Annotated in this window: 11 protein-coding genes; 6 read left to right on the top strand and 5 right to left on the bottom strand. The window is 60.3% G+C overall.

The window, feature by feature from the left end; all coding sequences use genetic code 11:
* Positions 1-221 precede the first annotated feature (221 nt).
* From KW840_RS12300 to KW840_RS12310, 3 genes are all read right to left on the bottom strand, one after another.
* The gene (locus KW840_RS12300; protein ID WP_218495273.1) at positions 222-1,595 is read right to left on the bottom strand and encodes a DUF3999 domain-containing protein; all 1,374 of its coding nucleotides are present in this window, start codon (positions 1,593-1,595) and stop codon (positions 222-224) included.
* Positions 1,592-4,798 carry a DUF2339 domain-containing protein gene (locus tag KW840_RS12305; protein WP_218495274.1) on the bottom strand — a complete coding sequence of 1,069 codons (3,207 nt, stop codon included), beginning with the start codon at positions 4,796-4,798 and terminating at the stop codon, positions 1,592-1,594. Before KW840_RS12305 ends, KW840_RS12300 begins: the two co-directional genes overlap by 4 nt.
* Positions 4,799-5,088: 290 nt before the next feature.
* Entirely contained in the window at positions 5,089-7,539 is a 2,451-nt protein-coding gene (locus tag KW840_RS12310; RefSeq protein ID WP_218495275.1) for a glycogen/starch/alpha-glucan phosphorylase, read from the bottom strand.
* A 255-nt stretch (positions 7,540-7,794) separates the two neighbouring features.
* Here KW840_RS12310 and KW840_RS12315 point away from each other — a divergent pair, with 255 nt between their 5' ends.
* Positions 7,795-8,232 carry a YkgJ family cysteine cluster protein gene (locus KW840_RS12315; protein WP_007970630.1) on the top strand — a complete coding sequence of 146 codons (438 nt, stop codon included), beginning with the start codon at positions 7,795-7,797 and terminating at the stop codon, positions 8,230-8,232.
* A gap of 219 nt (positions 8,233-8,451) precedes the next feature.
* Here the strand turns inward: KW840_RS12315 and typA are convergent, their stop codons facing one another.
* The gene (gene typA, locus KW840_RS12320; RefSeq protein WP_057712399.1) at positions 8,452-10,272 is read right to left on the bottom strand and encodes a translational GTPase TypA; all 1,821 of its coding nucleotides are present in this window, start codon (positions 10,270-10,272) and stop codon (positions 8,452-8,454) included.
* A gap of 139 nt (positions 10,273-10,411) precedes the next feature.
* Complete coding sequence (gene thiI / locus KW840_RS12325) at positions 10,412-11,866, bottom strand: tRNA uracil 4-sulfurtransferase ThiI (RefSeq protein WP_090452611.1); 1,455 nt, start codon at positions 11,864-11,866, stop codon at positions 10,412-10,414.
* A gap of 328 nt (positions 11,867-12,194) precedes the next feature.
* On the opposite strand from thiI, the gene glnA reads away from it, so the two are divergent.
* The 5 genes from glnA to ntrC all read left to right on the top strand — a co-directional run bounded on the left by glnA (position 12,195) and on the right by ntrC (position 17,790).
* On the top strand, positions 12,195-13,601 hold the full coding sequence (gene glnA / locus KW840_RS12330; protein WP_008002929.1) for a type I glutamate--ammonia ligase: 1,407 nt from the start codon (positions 12,195-12,197) through the stop codon (positions 13,599-13,601).
* 298 nt (positions 13,602-13,899) lie between these two features.
* On the top strand, positions 13,900-14,427 hold the full coding sequence (locus KW840_RS12335) for a DUF4124 domain-containing protein (RefSeq protein WP_218495276.1): 528 nt from the start codon (positions 13,900-13,902) through the stop codon (positions 14,425-14,427).
* Positions 14,424-15,044, top strand: a complete 621-nt coding sequence (locus tag KW840_RS12340) for a DUF4124 domain-containing protein (RefSeq protein WP_218495277.1) — start codon at positions 14,424-14,426, stop codon at positions 15,042-15,044. Before KW840_RS12335 ends, KW840_RS12340 begins: the two co-directional genes overlap by 4 nt.
* A 227-nt stretch (positions 15,045-15,271) precedes the next feature.
* Positions 15,272-16,357 carry a nitrogen regulation protein NR(II) gene (glnL, locus tag KW840_RS12345; RefSeq protein ID WP_057712404.1) on the top strand — a complete coding sequence of 362 codons (1,086 nt, stop codon included), beginning with the start codon at positions 15,272-15,274 and terminating at the stop codon, positions 16,355-16,357.
* Complete coding sequence (gene ntrC, locus KW840_RS12350) at positions 16,354-17,790, top strand: nitrogen regulation protein NR(I) (RefSeq protein ID WP_046040882.1); 1,437 nt, start codon at positions 16,354-16,356, stop codon at positions 17,788-17,790. Before glnL ends, ntrC begins: the two co-directional genes overlap by 4 nt.
* Positions 17,791-17,940 lie beyond the last annotated feature (150 nt).

The raw sequence follows: 17,940 nt of genomic DNA on the forward strand, positions 1-17,940 counted from the left end.
GGGGCGCATTTCCTCCTATCAGACGTGATCGGCCAAAGAGAGTTCATGTGCGGGGATGAGCGTAGTAGGAAATGGACTGGATGTGAGCCTGGAAACTGCGGTCATTTCGGTATTTTTCAGTGACTGAACGAACGCTTTCGCGAGCAGGCTCGCTCCCACAGGGGTACGCGTTCCAACTGTGGGAGCGAGCCTGCTCGCGATTGGGTGCGTAGCGCCCATTGTCAGGATTTGACAGAGGGTTTGCGCAGCAGACTGAACGCCATCGCCGCCAGGAACAGGACACTGAGTAACAACACCGCCCACAAGCCGAACTTCTTCCACTGGGTGTCCGTCGTCGCCAGCGTTTTCTCTGTCGATGCATTCGAGACCACCGCCCCGACATCCACAATGGCCCTGCCCAAGGTCGCGAGCTTCGCCGGGCTGTAATCCGGAATCAGCGTCGACAGCGGCAAGTTCGCCGCCTTCGCCGTCGAATTCCCCACGACCAGCGTGTAAGGCCCAGGCCCGCGCGCCAGGAACACCAGTTGTGTGGCACGCACGGCATACTTCAGCGTCGGCGCCCGCTCACCCAGGCCGCCACCGCGTTCGTCCACGGTCAGCTTCAATTGCTGGACGATTTGCCCGGACAACTGCAATTCGTTTTGCACCACATCCTGACCGCTCTGGGCCAGGCGATAGAGCAAACCGCTGCCCAACGACTGCCATGGCAGACTGCTGTCGCGACGGCCGGCCAGGCTCACTGGCGCCAGGCTGTTGGGCTGGCTCAACTCGACCTGCACCCGCTCGACATTCAGCCCCATCGGCAACTGCCAGGTGTATTCACCCGCCTTCACGCTGCTGCCGGTCAACCCTTGGGACCAGACCAACGGCAGCGGCAGGCTGCGGGTACTGGCGCTCTGTAGTTGCGCCGAAGTCAGTGTCGGTGCCGAATGCGGCGTGATCCACAGTAACCGCAGGTAGCGTGCCGACTGGCCCGGCAGGTTGACTTCATGCTGCTCGACCCGCTCGTCGGAAAAGGTCAGGCGCGCCACCTGCCCTTCGCCCCAGAACTGCCAATGCTGCAAATCGTCGCTAGCTTCGATGGTGAAACGCTGGAAGCCGTCGCGCTCGCTGCTCCAGTCCAGAACCAACTGCTGCAACGGCGCCTTGATAGCCGAAGCGTCGAGCAACCAGCCGCGCAGCTCTTCCTCACCCGCCTCCAGCTGACTGGAGGGCTGCACCTCGACCAATGTGCCGTTGGTGCTCGATTGCACCCGCACGCTCGGCGCGGTTTCAGTGGCGTCCACCGAGTTGTACAGCGGAAACCATTTCACCTCGATCAAGGTGCGCGCTTCATTGCTCCGCGCCGATTCCCGGGCCAGGGCATAAGCCTGAACTTCGCCCGCCGCATTGAACACACGCACATCGCTCAGGTCGGCCTGCCGTGCATTCAGTTGTACGTTCAGAGGCAGTTCAAGGCGATACCAGGGCCCTTCGCCCGTCACCGACAAAGGCACTTGGGTGGTGAAGTCCGCCGGTTTTTCCTGGGCAACCGCCGACAACACCACGCCCATGGCAACAGCGCCCAACCAACCCAGGTTCAGCTTCTGACTCAAGACGACACTCCTTCGGATTCCGGGACCGGTTTCTCGACATCCGGCACAGCTTCGGCACGCTTGGGCGGCAGCGGGGCGAAATAGCCCACCACCAGCAGCAACACGCCGACACCGATAAACGACACGATCCGCGCCAGCCCACCGCGATTACTCAATTCGACAAAGAACAGCTTAGCCACGACCACACCTATCAAGGCGGCGCCGATCAACCAGACTTCGCGGTGGCGACGCAAATGGCCACCGATCATCAGGCTCAGGGCCACCAAGGTCCAGACGATGGACAACCCGGCTTGCACCCGCATCGACGCCAACAACAGATCCAGCTCGAACGGCACCCCGCTCCAATGGTGTGCCGTACGCATTACCAATGCCGTAAAGAACACGAACAGCGAGGCACCTGCGACCCCTTGCGTGGCGATGGCGGCGTAATCCTTGTACAGCGCCAGTTGTGTCATGGCGCTGCGGGACCAGACATAGATGCCGAACAGCGCGAACAACAGGCCCAGCTCCAGCGGGTTGATCAATGGCACGTAGGGCAGTGGCTCGGCGTTGCCGTCACTGGCGACATTCGCCAGCCAGAACCAGCCGAGCATCAGCAACGCCAGCGGCGCGGCGGCGTATACACGGTATTCCCTCGAGTACGCCGCCACCGGCCACGGCCACGCGCGAGGCGCCGCCATCAGAACCAGATACAGACTTGGCAGAATCGCCCAACCCAACCAGCGCCAAGCGTTGTATTGCTCGGACAACACCAGCAAGCCATAACGCAGCTCCAGCGCCAGCACCCCCATCAACAGCCAACAGCCGAGCACATGGGCGACACTCGTCACGCGTGCTGGCAGCATGGGCGCCAGGCGTCGCAGGGACATGAAATGCACCACGAACACGGCGGCCCACGCCAGCCAGCCGACGTTGGCCGCCGGGTGGTAACGCGAGTGCCAGGCTGCCAGCAGCACCAGCGCCGCCGCGGGAATCAACACCGTACTGAGCACCCCCAGTGACGGCCATTTCAGGCGCAGCGCCAACACCGTCCACAGCGCAACACTCACAGCTGCGATGCTCAACAACAAAGTCGCCTGCATCGGCAGCGACGCAAAATGCAGCACTTCGATGACCCAGGCCAATGCCCACCAGCCCGCGCCCCACACCAGCAACGCCTGGGACAATCGCAACAGGCTCAGCCCTTCGAATGCTTCGGGCGAATGCCCCATCTGCAAACGCCATGCCCCGACCATCGCTGCCAGCCCCAACACCAGCGGCGCCCAGAATCCAGCATGAGCCAAGGGACTCAGCCCTTCACTGAACAGCGGCCCCGTCACCAGGAACAGTGCACCACCCAACAGTTGCACAGCGAGCGCGGTGAATACGAATGTGCGCGATGGCAGGCGCAAGCCAACCAACAACGTCAACGCCCCGGCCAAGGCCCAACTGATCACCGTGCCGTGGCTGAAGAAAAACAACGGCGCCAGCAAATAGAGAAACGCCAGCCCGAGGCACGCCAGGACTGGCAGACCTTTTAGCTCCCAAGGCCTGATCTGCTCCGGCAAGGCTTTACGCAACTGGTAGAAGCTGAACAACAACGCAACGCCCAGTAACAGTGCGCCTAGCGGTACACCACCGAGCAGGCTGCTCTCGCTGTTGTGCAGCTCGCTGAGAAACACCAGCGCCGAGCCCAGTTGCAGGAGCAAGGCAAACGCCCGGGCCAGGGGCCTTTGCTGGCGAAGGCCGAGCCAGAAGATCCCCGCGCCCTCCACCGCCCACGCCGCTGTCGTCCAGCGTGCATCGAGCCCCAGCGGAATCGCCAGGCTGGTGAAGATCACGCCCAAGGCCAGGCAGGTTTCCCCCAGCAACAGCGTGCGCCCGGCCATCAGCCAACGGGCAAGCCCCATATAAATCATGCCCAGCGCCAAGGCACTGAACGCCGCAGCGAACTCCAGATGCTGCACCAGTGCGAACTGCAAGCCGAAACCCACCAGAGGCGGACCGAACAGCAGCGTGCCGTCGACGTAGTCGCCCTTGCGCGCCGACCATTGCAGCAGCGATTCGCGACTGCTCTCTGCCGGTGCATCGCTCATTTCCAGCAGCCTGCGCCGGGCGAACAGCAGACCAATGGCCAGGTACATCAGGAAAAACAAAATCAGAAACGGCTCGGTGCTCCACAACTGCTCCGGCGAGTAGGAACGCAGGCCCCAGGCGAAACCGATGCCGAAGGTGCCGCTGAACCCGATGACATTCAACAGCCGCCAGGCCTTGAACCAGGCGATGGCGAAGATGCCGGCGTTGAGCAGGGCAAAATAGCTGAACAGCGCGACGTGGCTGCCGGCGCCGGTGGAGGCCAGCAGCGGCGCGGCGAATCCGCCCAGTGCGGCAGCGGCGGCCAACCCCAGGGAGTCCTGGGTAATGGCGAGAATCGCCGAACAGACTGTCACCGCCACCAGCAGGCCAAACCCCGCTGTGGGATCGAGCAGCGGATGCAGGCGCATCGCGGCAAACACCGTCAGGTACAACACGGCGATCCCGGCCCCTTGCAGGATCAACGCATAACTGCTGTTGCGCGCCCGTAACCACCAGCCCAGCCCGAGCAACCCCAAGGCCGCCGCCGCAACGCCTGCATACCGCAACTCAACCGGCACCACCACGCCTTCGGTGGCATAGCGCAGCAAAAAGGCCAGGCCGAGGAACAACAGCACCACGCCGACCCGCAACACGGTATTGCCACCGAACAACCAGGCTCGGGCACGGCTGATGGCGCGATCGATAAGGTTCGGGCCGCGCGGAGGGACAGGTGGTTGTGCCTGGCGAGCGATCGGCTCGGGCTTCCAGGCATCGGCGGGCTGCGAACGGTTGGTTTCGGTGGCCGCTGCGGCGATCGGCTCGAGTTCGGGCGGCAGCTCCCAGACCAACTCCGGGGCTGCGGCAGGCGCTTCATCGAGGATGGTTTCAGGTGAGACAAGTGGCTCGCGGGTTTCCGGCGCCTTGACGCCCGATGCTTCGAGCAGCGCCAGCCGTTGCTCGACCGCCTGCAGCGCTACCTGCGCCTGCTCCAGCAAACGCTGCTGCTCGACTGCCTGCGAGTCCATGCGAGCCATGCGAAGGGCCTGGCCGATACTCAATCCGAATAACGCGCCCAGCAGCGCATCGCTGAATGACTCGTCGAGTATCCAGCCAAGCACCAGCCCTATCAGCATGAACATCCATTGCATGGTCGATATCCCTAAGCGGCCCCATCATGAGGCAAGTCCAAGCGGTACAGTGTCTGATCAGTCTAGTGCGAAAACACCACAACCCCCTGTAGGAGCGAGCTTGCTCGCGATGAGGCCATAACATTCAGCATTAATGTTGAATGTCAGTGCGCTATCGCGAGCAAGCTCGCTCCCACAAGGGATTGTGGTGTGTTCAGAATCTGATCAACCCTGCCGCCCGGTAATCCAGCGCCTAGTATATCGACCCAGCCCGTCAACAACCGGGCCTTGCTCGCAGTTCTGGCTGAAAACTACTCCAGTGCCTTCCAGATTTCCGTGGCGTACTCGCGAATGGTCCGGTCCGACGAGAACCAGCCCATCCGCGCCGTGTTCAACACCGCCGAGCGCCACCACTCCTTCGAATCGTGCCAATGGGCTTCGACGCGCATCTGGGCGTGCCAGTAGGAATCGAAGTCGGCGCAGACCAGGAAGCGGTCGTAGTCCACCAGCGAATCGATCAATCCGGCGTAACGGGACGGATCGTCCGGCGAGAACACCCCACCACGAATCGCTTGCAGCACATCGTTCAGACGATGGGACGCGGCGATATCCGGCACCGCGCTGAACTCATGATTCTGTTTGCGCGCCTCCACCTGCTGCGCGCTGAGACCAAAGATAAACATGTGCTCGGTGCCGATGCGCTCGCTCATTTCCACGTTGGCCCCATCCAGGGTACCGATAGTCAGCGCGCCGTTCAGGCCGAATTTCATGTTGCTGGTGCCAGAGGCTTCGAACCCGGCGGTGGAGATCTGCTCGGACAAATCCGCCGCCGGAATGATGCTCTCCGCCAGGCTGACGTTGTAGTTGGGCAGGAACACCACTTTGAGCAAGCCGCGCACGGTCGGGTCGTTGTTCACCACCCGGGCGATGTCGTTGGTCAGCTTGATGATCAGTTTGGCCTGGTGATAGCTCGCGGCTGCCTTGCCGGCGAAGATTTTCACCCGTGGCACCCAGTCGATTTCAGGCTCCGCGCGAATCGCCTGGTACAACGCCACGGTGTGCATCAGGTTGAGCAACTGGCGTTTGTACTCGTGGATTCGCTTGACCTGCACGTCGAACATCGCCGCCGGGTTGACCGCCACGCCCAGTCGCTCATGAATCAGGTACGCCAGGGCTTTCTTGCTGTGCAGGCGTTGCTCGGCAAACGCCTTGCGGAATGCACTTTTCTCGGCGAACGGTTCAAGGGCGAGCAAACGCTCTTCCGGGTTGTCCAGTACCGCGGAGCCCAAGGCATCGACCAGCATCGAGGTCAGTTCGGGGTTGGCCTGATACAACCAGCGGCGGAAGGTGATGCCGTTGGTTTTGTTGTTGATCCGCTCCGGGTAGAGCTTGTGCAGTTCGGAGAACACCGTTTGACGCATCAGCTGCGTATGTAGCCCGGACACACCGTTGATGCTGTGGGAACCGAGAAACGCCAGGTTGCCCATGCGCACCCGGCGACCGTTGTCTTCCTCGATCAGCGACACCGCGCGCAGTACGTCGAAGTCGTGAATGCCCTTGGCCCGCAGGGAGTCGATGTGGTGGGCGTTGATCAGGTAAATGATCTGCATGTGCCGCGGCAACATGCGTTCCATCAAGCCGACCGGCCAGGTTTCCAGCGCTTCGGGCAGCAATGTGTGGTTGGTGTAGGACAGCGTATCGACGGTGACCTGCCACGCGGCATCCCACGCCACGTCATACACGTCGACCAGTTGCCGCATCAGTTCAGCCACGGCAATCGAGGGGTGAGTGTCGTTGAGCTGAATCGACGCGTGATCGCCCAGGGTCAGCACCGAGGTGTGCATGTTGCGATGGCGGCGCAGCAGATCCTGCAACGAGGCGGCGACGAAGAAGTACTCCTGGCGCAGGCGCAACTCCTGGCCGGCCTCGGTGCTGTCCGCCGGGTACAGCACCCGGGAGATGCTTTCGGCCCGGGCCACTTCGGCCACGGCGCCCAGGTGGTCGCCGGCGTTGAAACGCTCCAGGTGCAGATCTTCCATCGCCCGGGCACGCCACAGGCGCAGCGTGTTGACGCTCGCCCCACGCCAGCCGACCACCGGCGTGTCGTAGGCAATCGCCCGCACGGTTTCCGCCGGGGACCAGACTTGTCGGGATTTGCCGGTGTCGTCGGTCAGGGTCTCGACACCGCCGCCGAAACCGATGGTGTAAGCCACTTCCGGCCGCTCGAACTCCCACGGGTTGCCGAAATCCAGCCAGTGTTCGGTCTGCTCCTGCTGCCAGCCATCGACAATCGCCTGGCGGAACAACCCGTGCTCATAGCGGATGCCGTAGCCATGACCGGCGATGCCGAGGGTCGACATGCTTTCCAGGAAACACGCCGCCAGACGCCCGAGGCCGCCGTTGCCCAGGGCCGCATCGGGCTCCAGCATGCGAATGCGCTCAAGGTCGACGCCGAGTTCGGTCAGGGCTTCGCGGGCCACGTCGAGCAGGCCGAGATTGCTCAGGCTGTCGAACAACAGCCGACCGATGAGAAATTCCAGGGAGAGGTAATAGACGCGCTTCTGACCTTTGCGGTAGATCTGCCGCGTGTGGTCCATCCAGTGCTCGACCATGTGATCCCGCGCGGCCAGGGCAATGGCTTCGAACCAGTCGTGGTCGAAGGCGTGATCCGGGTCTTTACCCACTGCATAAGTGAGTTTGGTCAAGACGGCGTCGCGGAATGCGGCCACCTCTGCTTCGCGAACAAGTGGTTCTTGAGTCATCGATAGGACCTCGAGCGAGCTTGGAGTTGTCTGAGCCTAGACGGTCTGACAGGCGGTAGAGGCTCTGGTTCGGCAGTTTTTCCTGTAAGGGCGAATCGGGTCGGCAATACATTGTCGTGTACCTGATTCAATGCAGGGGCCGTGCCGGATTAGCGGTTTATTGGCCGGCCGTGAAAAAATCTGGCGAAAGGTTGTTCAAAAATCCACCAGTCCCGGTATGATCGCGCGCCCTGATGCACACGCTGGTAACAAACGATGATGAAGCCGAACCTGATCGCTGCCGCAGAGATCGATCGCCTCGATACCTGGGCCAAGTACTCTGCCCCGATGTGCGGCTCGTGCATGTCCAGCTGCTGCACCCTGCCCGTCGAGGTCAAGATCAAGGATCTGATCCGCATCGGCGTGGTCGATGAATTCGAGCTGGGTGATCCGCCGAAGAACATCGCCAAGCGCCTGCAAAAGGAAGGCTTGGTCGAACGCTTCAATCAGAAGTCAGGGATCTTTACCCTCCAGCGCATGAGCAACAACGATTGCCTGTACCTGGATCGTAAGAGCCGTCTGTGCACTATTTATGATAAGCGCCCGGATACTTGCCGCAATCACCCGAAAATCGGCCCGCGGCCGGGGTATTGCGCGTACAAGCCAAAAGAAGTGGAGCGCGAGCGGAATTCGCGGTCGATTGAGCGGTTCTGATATTTCCTGAAACCCGTGGCGGCTGATCGGCCGCCATCGCGAGCAAGCTCGCTCCCACAGGGGTTCTGTGGTGTTCACACAATTTGTGGTTCACCTCGAACACTGTGGGAGCGAGCTTGCTCGCGATGAGGCCCGAACAAACACCGCATAAATCCCAGACAAACAAAAACGCCCCCGGTCTCTCGACCGGGGGCGTTTTTGTTCAGCCAGGGCTAAATCTTATGCCTTGGCTTTCTTGGCAGCGCGGGTACGCTCGCTTTCGTCCAGGATCTTCTTGCGAAGACGGATGGACTTAGGAGTTACTTCACACAGCTCGTCGTCCTGGATGAATTCCAGAGCCTGTTCCAGGGTGAAGCGAACAGGTGGAACCAGAGCGATGGTTTCGTCTTTACCCGAAGCACGCATGTTGTCGAGCTTCTTGCCCTTGGTAGGGTTAACGCCCAGGTCGTTGTCACGGCTGTTCAGACCAACGATCTGACCGTTGTAGATTTCCTGACCGTGTTCTACGAACAGCTTGCCACGCGCCTGCAGGGTTTCCAGGGAGTAGGTCAGTGCCTTGCCGGTTTCAACCGAAACCAGAACGCCGTTCTGACGGCCGGACATGTCGCCGGACTTCATCACGTCGTAACGGTCGAAGATCGAGGTCAGGATGCCAGCACCGTTGGTCAGGGTCAGGAACTGGTTACGGAAACCGATCAGACCGCGAGCAGGGATGTTGTATTCCAGACGTACACGGCCCTTGCCATCCGGCACCATGTTGGTCAGGTCGCCCTTACGCAGGCCCATCTCTTCCATCACCTTGCCCTGGGATTCTTCCGGAAGGTCGATGGTGACGTTTTCGAACGGTTCGTGCTTCACGCCGTCAACCAGACGGATGATCACTTCCGGACGGCCTACAGCCATTTCGAAGCCTTCGCGACGCATGGTTTCGATCAGTACCGAGAGGTGCAGTTCGCCACGGCCGGAAACCTTGAACTTGTCAGCCGAGTCGCCTTCTTCAACGCGCAGTGCAACGTTGTACAGCAGCTCTTTGTCCAGACGTTCCTTGATGTTACGGGAAGTCACGAACTTGCCTTCTTTACCGCAGAATGGCGAGTCGTTTACCTGGAAGGTCATGGAAACGGTTGGCTCGTCGACGGTCAGCGGCTTCATCGCTTCGACCGTGTCCGGGTGGCACAGGGTGTCGGAGATGAACAGCGAGTCCATACCGCTGATGCACACGATATCGCCTGCTGCAGCTTCTTCAACGTCGATGCGGTGCAGACCGTGGTGACCCATCAGCTTCAGGATACGACCGTTACGCTTCTTGCCGTCGGCACCGATAGCCACAACCGGGGTGTTCGGCTTGACGCGACCACGAGCGATACGGCCAACACCGATAACACCCAGGAAGCTGTTGTAGTCCAGTGCGGAGATCTGCATCTGGAACGGACCTTCACGGTCAACAGCCGGCGCCGGTACGTTGTCGACGATCGACTGGTACAGCGGGGTCATGTCTTCAGCCATTTCGGTGTGGTCCAGACCGGCAATACCGTTCAGGGCCGAGGCGTAGACGACTTTGAAGTCCAGCTGTTCTTCGGTGGCACCCAGGTTGTCGAACAGGTCGAAGATCTGGTCCAGAACCCAGTCCGGACGCGCGCCTGGACGGTCAACCTTGTTGATGCACACGATCGGACGCAGGCCGGCTTCGAAAGCCTTCTTGGTCACGAAACGGGTTTGCGGCATAGGGCCGTCTTGAGCGTCAACCAGCAGCAGAACGGAGTCGACCATCGACATAACGCGTTCAACTTCGCCGCCGAAGTCGGCGTGGCCCGGGGTGTCCACGATGTTGATGTGGTAGCCGTTCCAGTTGATGGCGGTGTTTTTCGCCAGAATGGTAATACCGCGCTCTTTTTCCTGGTCGTTGGAGTCCATCACGCGCTCGTCGTTGAGCTCGTTGCGCTCCAGGGTGCCGGATTGACGCAGGAGTTTGTCTACCAGGGTGGTCTTACCATGGTCAACGTGGGCAATGATGGCGATGTTGCGTAGATTTTCGATCACTTGTGTATCTCGATCAGAGGATTCGGTGTGCTGACAAGTCTTGGCAGCGATTAACAGTAGCGTCCGTGAAAGCCGTTACAGCTTGACGGTGGCATCGGGGGGCCGGTGACGCAGGCCACAGGCAAACAGCCCCGGGCACTTAGCTCGGTCGATAAACGCGCACATTGGCATGCCCCTCACTGAGCAAATGGTGGGCATGCAGGCGACTCATCACGCCTTTGTCGCAATACAGCAGGTACTGGCGAGTAGGGTCCAGTTCCTTGAAACGAGCGTTCACTGCATAAAACGGCATCGTTTGTACCTCGATGCCAGCGAGGTCCAGCGGGTCGTCTTCAGCGGCATCCGGGTGACGGATGTCGATGACGATCTGACCGGCCAGCGCTTCGCTGACTTCTTCAATCTGCAAGTCCTGGCCCAGTTCATCGATCACGCGATCGATCGGCACCAGCTTGGCGTTTTCGAGCGCACGCTCGAGTACCGCCATATCGAATTCTTTCTCTTCATGCTCGACGCGATAGCGCTTGGCCGCGGTCTTCGGATTGACCGAGATGACGCCGCAGTATTCCGGCATGTGCCGGGCGAAATCGGCGGTGCCGATTTCGATTGCCGTGTCGATAATGTCCTGCTTGTGACTGGCGATCAGCGGGCGCAGTACCAGCTTTTCGGTCACGCAGTCGATCACTGACAGGTTCGGCAGCGTCTGGCTCGACACCTGGGAGATCGCCTCACCGGTGACCAGTGCGTCGATGTGCAGTCGATCGGCAATTTGGGAGGAAGCGCGCAACATCATACGCTTCAATACTACGCCCATATGACTGTTATCGACTTTGCCGAGAATTTCGCCCAGCACTTCTTCGAACGGCACACTGACAAATAGCACGCGCTGGGAGCTGCCGTACTTCTTCCAGATGAAATGCGCGACTTCCATGACGCCCAGTTCGTGGGCACGTCCGCCCAGATTGAAGAAGCAGAAATGCGCCATCAGGCCGCGGCGCATGATCTGGTAGGCCGCCACGGTGGAGTCGAAGCCACCGGACATCAGCACCAGGGTCTGCTCCAGCGCGCCCAGCGGATATCCGCCGATGCCGTTGTGCTGGCTGTGGATCACGAACAACCGCTGGTCGCGAACCTCGATCCGGACTTCGATTTCCGGCGCTTTCAGGTCGATTCCGGCGGCGCCGCACTCGCGACGCAGCTTGCTGCCGACGTATTTTTCGACGTCCATCGAGCTGAACGTGTGCTTGCCCGCACGCTTGCAGCGCACCGAGAAAATTTTCCCGGCCAGCGCATCGCCGTAGTGCTGCCTGCACTTTTCGGTGATGTCGTCGAAGTCGCCCAGCGGGTACTCGTCGATCTGCAGAAAGTGCGCGATGCCCGGCATGCAGGTCAGGCGCTCACCCATCTCTTTCAAGGCTTTCGGGTCGGTAACACGGGTTTCCAGCTCGAGATTGTCCCACACGCCGTTCACCACCACGACCGGGTCCAGATCACGGAGCACGGCGCGGATGTTTTTGGCCAACTGGCGGATAAATTTCGTCCGGACAGGTCGACTCTTGATGGTGATCTCGGGGAAGACTTTTACGATTAATTTCATGGAAACAGCGCGCGCATGGCCTGCCGAAAAAGGGGGGCGCGGATTATAGCGGAAATTGCTCAAGGTTTAACCAGTTAATGTGCAGAAGGTTTCGCACGCACCAAAACAGGTCATTTATTGGATATGACGCCACATAACAGGGCGAGCTTTTCTGCTTTAAAGGGCAAAACGCCCTCTCAAGCGTGATTTTGGGGCAAAAAATCCATGCTGGGGCACTGGCATGCAATTTGCTCCCTTGTGAGGCAGGTTGCCTTGGCAGAGTATTCGCGCCGGCATCACAAACATTTAAGGGCATCCACTACCAGCCCTAATACACCCGGAGGACACTATGTCGAAGTCGGTTCAACTCATCAAAGATCATGACGTCAAGTGGATTGATCTGCGCTTCACGGACACCAAAGGCACTCAGCACCACGTGACCATGCCGGCTCGCGATGCGCTGGATGACGACTTCTTCGAAGTCGGCAAAATGTTCGACGGCTCCTCCATCGCCGGCTGGAAAGGCATCGAAGCCTCCGACATGATCCTGATGCCGGACGACTCCACCGCTGTTCTGGATCCGTTCACCGAAGAACCGACCCTGATCCTGGTCTGCGACATCATCGAGCCTTCGAGCATGCAAGGCTACGACCGCGACCCACGTGCGATCGCCAAGCGCGCCGAAGAGCACCTGAAAGCCACCGCTATCGGTGACACCGTATACGCAGGTCCTGAGCCAGAGTTCTTCATCTTCGACCAGGTGAAGTTCAAGTCCGACATTTCCGGCTCCATGTTCAAGATCTACTCTGAACAAGGTTCGTGGATGTCCGACCAGGACATCGAAGGCGGCAACAAAGGCCACCGTCCAGGCGTCAAAGGCGGCTACTTCCCGGTTCCGCCGTTCGACCACGACCACGAAATCCGTACCTCCATGTGCAACGCACTGGAAGAAATGGGCCTGACCGTCGAAGTTCACCACCACGAAGTGGCGACTGCCGGCCAGAACGAAATCGGCGTCAAGTTCAACACCCTGGTGAAGAAAGCCGACGAAACCCAAACCCTGAAGTACGTCGTGCACAACGTTGCCGATGCCTACGGCCGCACCGCGACCTTCATGCCTAAGCCTCTGTACGGCGACAACGGCTCGGGTATGCACGTACACATGTCCATCTGGAAAGATGGCAAGAACACCTTCGCTGGCGAAGGCTATGCCGGCCTGTCCGACACCGCCCTGTACTTCATCGGCGGCATCATCAAGCACGGTAAGGCCCTGAACGGCTTCACCAACCCGGCGACCAACTCCTACAAGCGTCTGGTTCCAGGTTTCGAAGCTCCAGTGATGCTGGCCTACTCGGCTCGCAACCGTTCCGCTTCGATCCGTATTCCTTACGTGTCGAGCCCGAAAGCCCGCCGTATCGAAGCACGCTTCCCGGATCCGGCTGCCAACCCGTACCTGTGCTTCGCCGCACTGTTGATGGCTGGCCTGGACGGCATCCAGAACAAGATCCACCCTGGCGACGCCGCTGACAAAAACCTGTACGACCTGCCGCCTGAAGAGGCCAAAGAGATCCCACAAGTTTGCGGCAGCCTGAAAGAAGCCCTGGAAGAGCTGGACAAAGGTCGTGCGTTCCTGACCAAAGGCGGCGTTTTCAGCGACGACTTCATCGACGCTTACATCGCCCTGAAAAGCGAAGAAGAAATCAAGGTACGTACCTTCGTACACCCACTGGAATACGAGCTGTACTACAGCTGCTGATCCGGTAGCGCCGCGGCACGCGGCGTGACAAAAAGAGGCCTCCTTCGGGAGGCCTTTTTTATTGCCTGCGATTCAATGGCCGACAAAGTACCCTGTGGGAGCGGGCTTGCTCGCGAAAGCAATCTGTCTGACACATTGATCTTGAATGTACTGGCGCCTTCGCGAGCAAGCCCGCTCCCACAGGGGATCTGGGTTGCCGGACTTCCTTCGCAAACCATGCCCGAATGTGTCGTAGCTTGGGATAACCACCCAGCCTGGCCTATGCTGCAACCCAACGCTTTCGTTTCCGGTCGATTCCATGGGTCGTGGTTTTCTCTTCATCCTGCTGCTGGTTGTTCTGCCCGCCACGGCGCAGATCTACAAGTACACGGACGCCAACGGCGCCACCGCGTACAGCAATCAACCGCCTGATGGCATCAGCGCCCAACCGGTCGACTTGCCGCCCCTCAACAGCGTCGAACGCCAGCCTTCCGGCGAAGCCGCACCTGCTGCTGAAGCCAAAGCCGAAGCCGCTCACAATGAACTCCCCCACAAAACCTATGAAGTGCTGGAGCTGACAGGCCTGCCCAGCACCGAAGCCCTGCGCGCCAACAACGGCACGTTCACCGTAACAGTACTGATCAAGCCCCGCCTGCAAGGCCCCCACCTGTTACGCCTGCTGCTGGACGGTCAGCCCTACGGCCAGCCAGGCAATGTGCCGATCCTGCAACTGGTGAACATCGATCGCGGCGAACACCGCCTCGCCGTGCAAGTGATCGATGGCGAAAACGTTGTGCAGCAGAGCCCTGCGGTGACATTCACCGTACAGCGGGTGCACATACCTTGAAGGCCTGGCTACTGATCGCCTGCCTGATCGCCCAGCCCGCCTCGGCAGAGGTCTTCATGTATGTCGATGCTCAGGGCAACCGGGTTTTCACCGACCAGCCAAAACCCGGCGACGCCCGGCGTGTACCGCTGACAAAGAGCAATCGAATAGCGGCCAACCCCACCAGCGCAGCACTGTTGATCGCCGAGAGCAGTCCTGAAGTACAGGCGCTGTTCCACTATGAGGTGCTGCGTATCCTGATCCCGGAACCCGACGCAACCATCCGCAGCAACACCGGCGAAGTCATTGTCAGCGCCACCAACGAACCGGCCCTGCAACCCGGTCACCACTACCGGTTGCTGCTCGACGGCCAGCCCACCGCCGAACCTGGCCTGAGCCCGGTGTTCCCGCTGAGCAACATCGATCGCGGCAGCCATACCCTGTCCGTGGAAATCCTCGACGAACAGGGGCGCATCGTCGAACGCACCGCCAACCAACCTTTCCACATGCAGCGCACGTCTCTCGCCCAGAAGCGCAGGATCAAACCCTGCACTCTCGAAGACTACGGCCAGCGGCCGGAATGCCCGCTCAGCGACAGACCAGGCGAAGAAAAAAATCCTTTCTTGAGACTTTTTTAACCTCGTCCAGGCTTACGCACTATATTGGTGCAATTGTTTGCGCCGTACTCACGCTCCAACCCATTTTGGTTCGAAAGTACCCGCAATAGCTGGCAGAACGCCACGTAAACGAGCGTCAAACGCCTGTTTCAGGCGCTGAACGCTTCTTTTCGGAGCCTTGGTTTGGTTTTTGCATTTTGCCCGTATCTGCATTTTTTTACGCACGCTCTGCCCTAAAAGAGGTCCCGATGACCATTAGCGACGCACTCCACCGTTTGCTACTCGACAACCTCACCACTGCCACCATCCTGCTCGACGCCGAACTGCGCCTCGAGTACATGAACCCGGCGGCGGAGATGCTGCTGGCCATCAGCGGTCAGCGCAGCCATGGGCAGTTCATCAGTGAGTTGTTTACCGAATCGACTGAAGCGCTGAACTCGTTGCGCCAGGCCGTCGAACAGGCGCACCCGTTCACCAAGCGCGAAGCCATGCTCACCGCCCTCACCGGCCAGACCCTGACCGTCGACTACGCGGTAACACCGATTCTGAGCAACGGCGACACGATGCTGCTGCTCGAAGTCCACCCCCGTGACCGCCTGCTGCGGATCACCAAAGAAGAAGCACAACTGTCGAAACAGGAAACCAGCAAGATGCTGGTGCGCGGCCTTGCCCATGAAATCAAGAACCCCTTGGGCGGGATTCGCGGCGCGGCACAATTGCTGGCCCGGGAACTGCCGGAAGAGAGCCTGCGCGACTACACCAACGTCATCATCGAAGAAGCCGACCGCCTGCGTAATCTGGTGGATCGCATGCTCGGCTCCAACAAGCTGCCGTCGCTGGCCATGTGCAATGTCCATGAAGTGCTTGAGCGTGTCTGCCATCTGGTGGAGGCTGAAAGCCAGGGCTGCATCACCTTGGTGCGCGACTACGATCCAAGCATCCCCGACGTCCTGATCGATCGCGAACAAATGATTCAGGCCGTGCTGAACATCGTGCGCAATGCGATGCAGGCCATCAGCAGCCAGAACGAACTGCGCCTGGGGCGCATCAGCCTGCGCACCCGCGCCATGCGCCAGTTCACCATCGGCCACGTGCGCCATCGTCTGGTGACCAAGATCGAAATCATCGACAACGGTCCGGGCATCCCGGCAGAACTTCAGGAAACCATTTTCTTCCCCATGGTCAGCGGTCGCCCGGACGGTACCGGGCTGGGCCTGGCCATTACCCAGAACATCATCAGCCAGCACCAGGGCCTGATCGAATGTGACAGCCACCCCGGCCACACCACCTTCTCGATCTTTCTGCCACTGGAACAAGGAGCCACATCGACATGAGCCGTAGTGAAACCGTGTGGATCGTCGATGACGACCGTTCTATCCGTTGGGTCCTGGAAAAAGCCTTGCAACAGGAAGGCATGACCACGCAAAGCTTCGACAGCGCCGATGGCGTGATGAGCCGTCTGGCGCGCCAGCAGCCGGACGTGATCATTTCCGACATCCGCATGCCCGGCGCCAGCGGTCTGGAGCTTCTGGCGCGGATTCGCGAACAGCACCCGCGGCTGCCAGTGATCATCATGACCGCGCACTCCGATCTGGACAGCGCTGTCGCGTCCTATCAGGGCGGCGCCTTCGAGTACCTGCCCAAGCCGTTCGATGTCGACGAGGCGGTTTCCCTGGTCAAGCGCGCCAACCAGCACGCTCAGGAACAACAAGGCCTGGAAGTTGCCCCGACCCTGACCCGCACCCCGGAAATCATCGGCGAAGCGCCGGCGATGCAGGAAGTGTTTCGCGCCATCGGACGCTTGAGCCACTCCAACATCACCGTGCTGATCAACGGCGAATCCGGTACCGGTAAAGAACTGGTGGCCCACGCCCTGCATCGCCACAGCCCGCGCGCCGCTTCGCCGTTCATTGCGCTGAACATGGCGGCGATCCCCAAAGACCTGATGGAATCCGAACTGTTCGGCCACGAGAAAGGCGCGTTCACGGGCGCGGCCAACCTGCGTCGCGGGCGTTTCGAGCAAGCCGACGGCGGTACGCTGTTCCTCGACGAAATCGGTGACATGCCCGCTGACACCCAGACCCGCTTGCTACGGGTACTGGCCGACGGCGAGTTCTACCGCGTCGGCGGTCATGTGCCGGTGAAGGTCGATGTGCGCATCATCGCCGCGACTCACCAGAATCTGGAAACCCTGGTGCATGCCGGGAAATTCCGTGAGGACTTGTTCCATCGCCTCAACGTGATCCGCATCCATATCCCGCGCCTGTCGGATCGCCGCGAAGATATCCCGACCCTGGCCAAGCACTTCCTCGGCCGCGCTGCCCAGGAACTGGCAGTCGAACCGAAGCTGCTGAAAAGCGAAACCGAGGAATACCTGAAGAACTTGCCATGGCCCGGTAACGTGCGTCAGCTGGAGAATACCTGCCGCTGGATCACGGTGATGGCTTCGGGTCGCGAAGTGCACATCGGCGACCTGCCGCCGGAGCTGCTGAGCCTGCCTCAGGACTCGGCGCCCGTGACCAACTGGGAGCAGGCCCTGCGCCAGTGGGCCGACCAGGCGCTGGCCCGTGGTCAGTCAAGCCTGCTCGACAGCGCCGTACCGGCCTTCGAGCGGATTATGATCGAGACCGCCCTCAAGCACACCGCCGGTCGCCGCCGCGATGCCGCCGTCTTGCTGGGTTGGGGACGCAACACCCTGACCCGCAAGATCAAGGAATTGGGGATGAAGGTTGATGGCGGGGATGATGATGAGGGGGATGAGGGCTAAACAGCCTTTAGTACTTCGCTGATCTTTAGGCCCAATCGCGAGCAAGCTCGCTCCTACAGTGGATTTTCGGTGTTTTCACGATCGTGCAGACACCATCGAACCCTGTGGGAGCGAGCTTGCTCGCGATGCTTTTAGAGCCATCAATGCACC

This window comes from Pseudomonas sp. PDM30 (assembly GCF_019218985.1).
Lineage (GTDB): Bacteria > Pseudomonadota > Gammaproteobacteria > Pseudomonadales > Pseudomonadaceae > Aquipseudomonas > Aquipseudomonas jessenii.

Excerpts from the sequence above, each read along its gene's own strand:
- KW840_RS12305 (WP_218495274.1), bottom strand. The coding sequence starts at position 4,798 with ATGCAATGGATGTTCATGCTGATAGGGCTGGTGCTTGGCTGGATACTC.
- glnL (WP_057712404.1), top strand. The coding sequence starts at position 15,272 with ATGACCATTAGCGACGCACTCCACCGTTTGCTACTCGACAACCTCACC.
- glnA (WP_008002929.1), top strand. The coding sequence starts at position 12,195 with ATGTCGAAGTCGGTTCAACTCATCAAAGATCATGACGTCAAGTGGATT.
- ntrC (WP_046040882.1), top strand. The coding sequence starts at position 16,354 with ATGAGCCGTAGTGAAACCGTGTGGATCGTCGATGACGACCGTTCTATC.
- KW840_RS12315 (WP_007970630.1), top strand. The coding sequence starts at position 7,795 with ATGATGAAGCCGAACCTGATCGCTGCCGCAGAGATCGATCGCCTCGAT.
- thiI (WP_090452611.1), bottom strand. The coding sequence starts at position 11,866 with ATGAAATTAATCGTAAAAGTCTTCCCCGAGATCACCATCAAGAGTCGA.
- KW840_RS12310 (WP_218495275.1), bottom strand. The coding sequence starts at position 7,539 with ATGACTCAAGAACCACTTGTTCGCGAAGCAGAGGTGGCCGCATTCCGC.
- KW840_RS12335 (WP_218495276.1), top strand. The coding sequence starts at position 13,900 with ATGGGTCGTGGTTTTCTCTTCATCCTGCTGCTGGTTGTTCTGCCCGCC.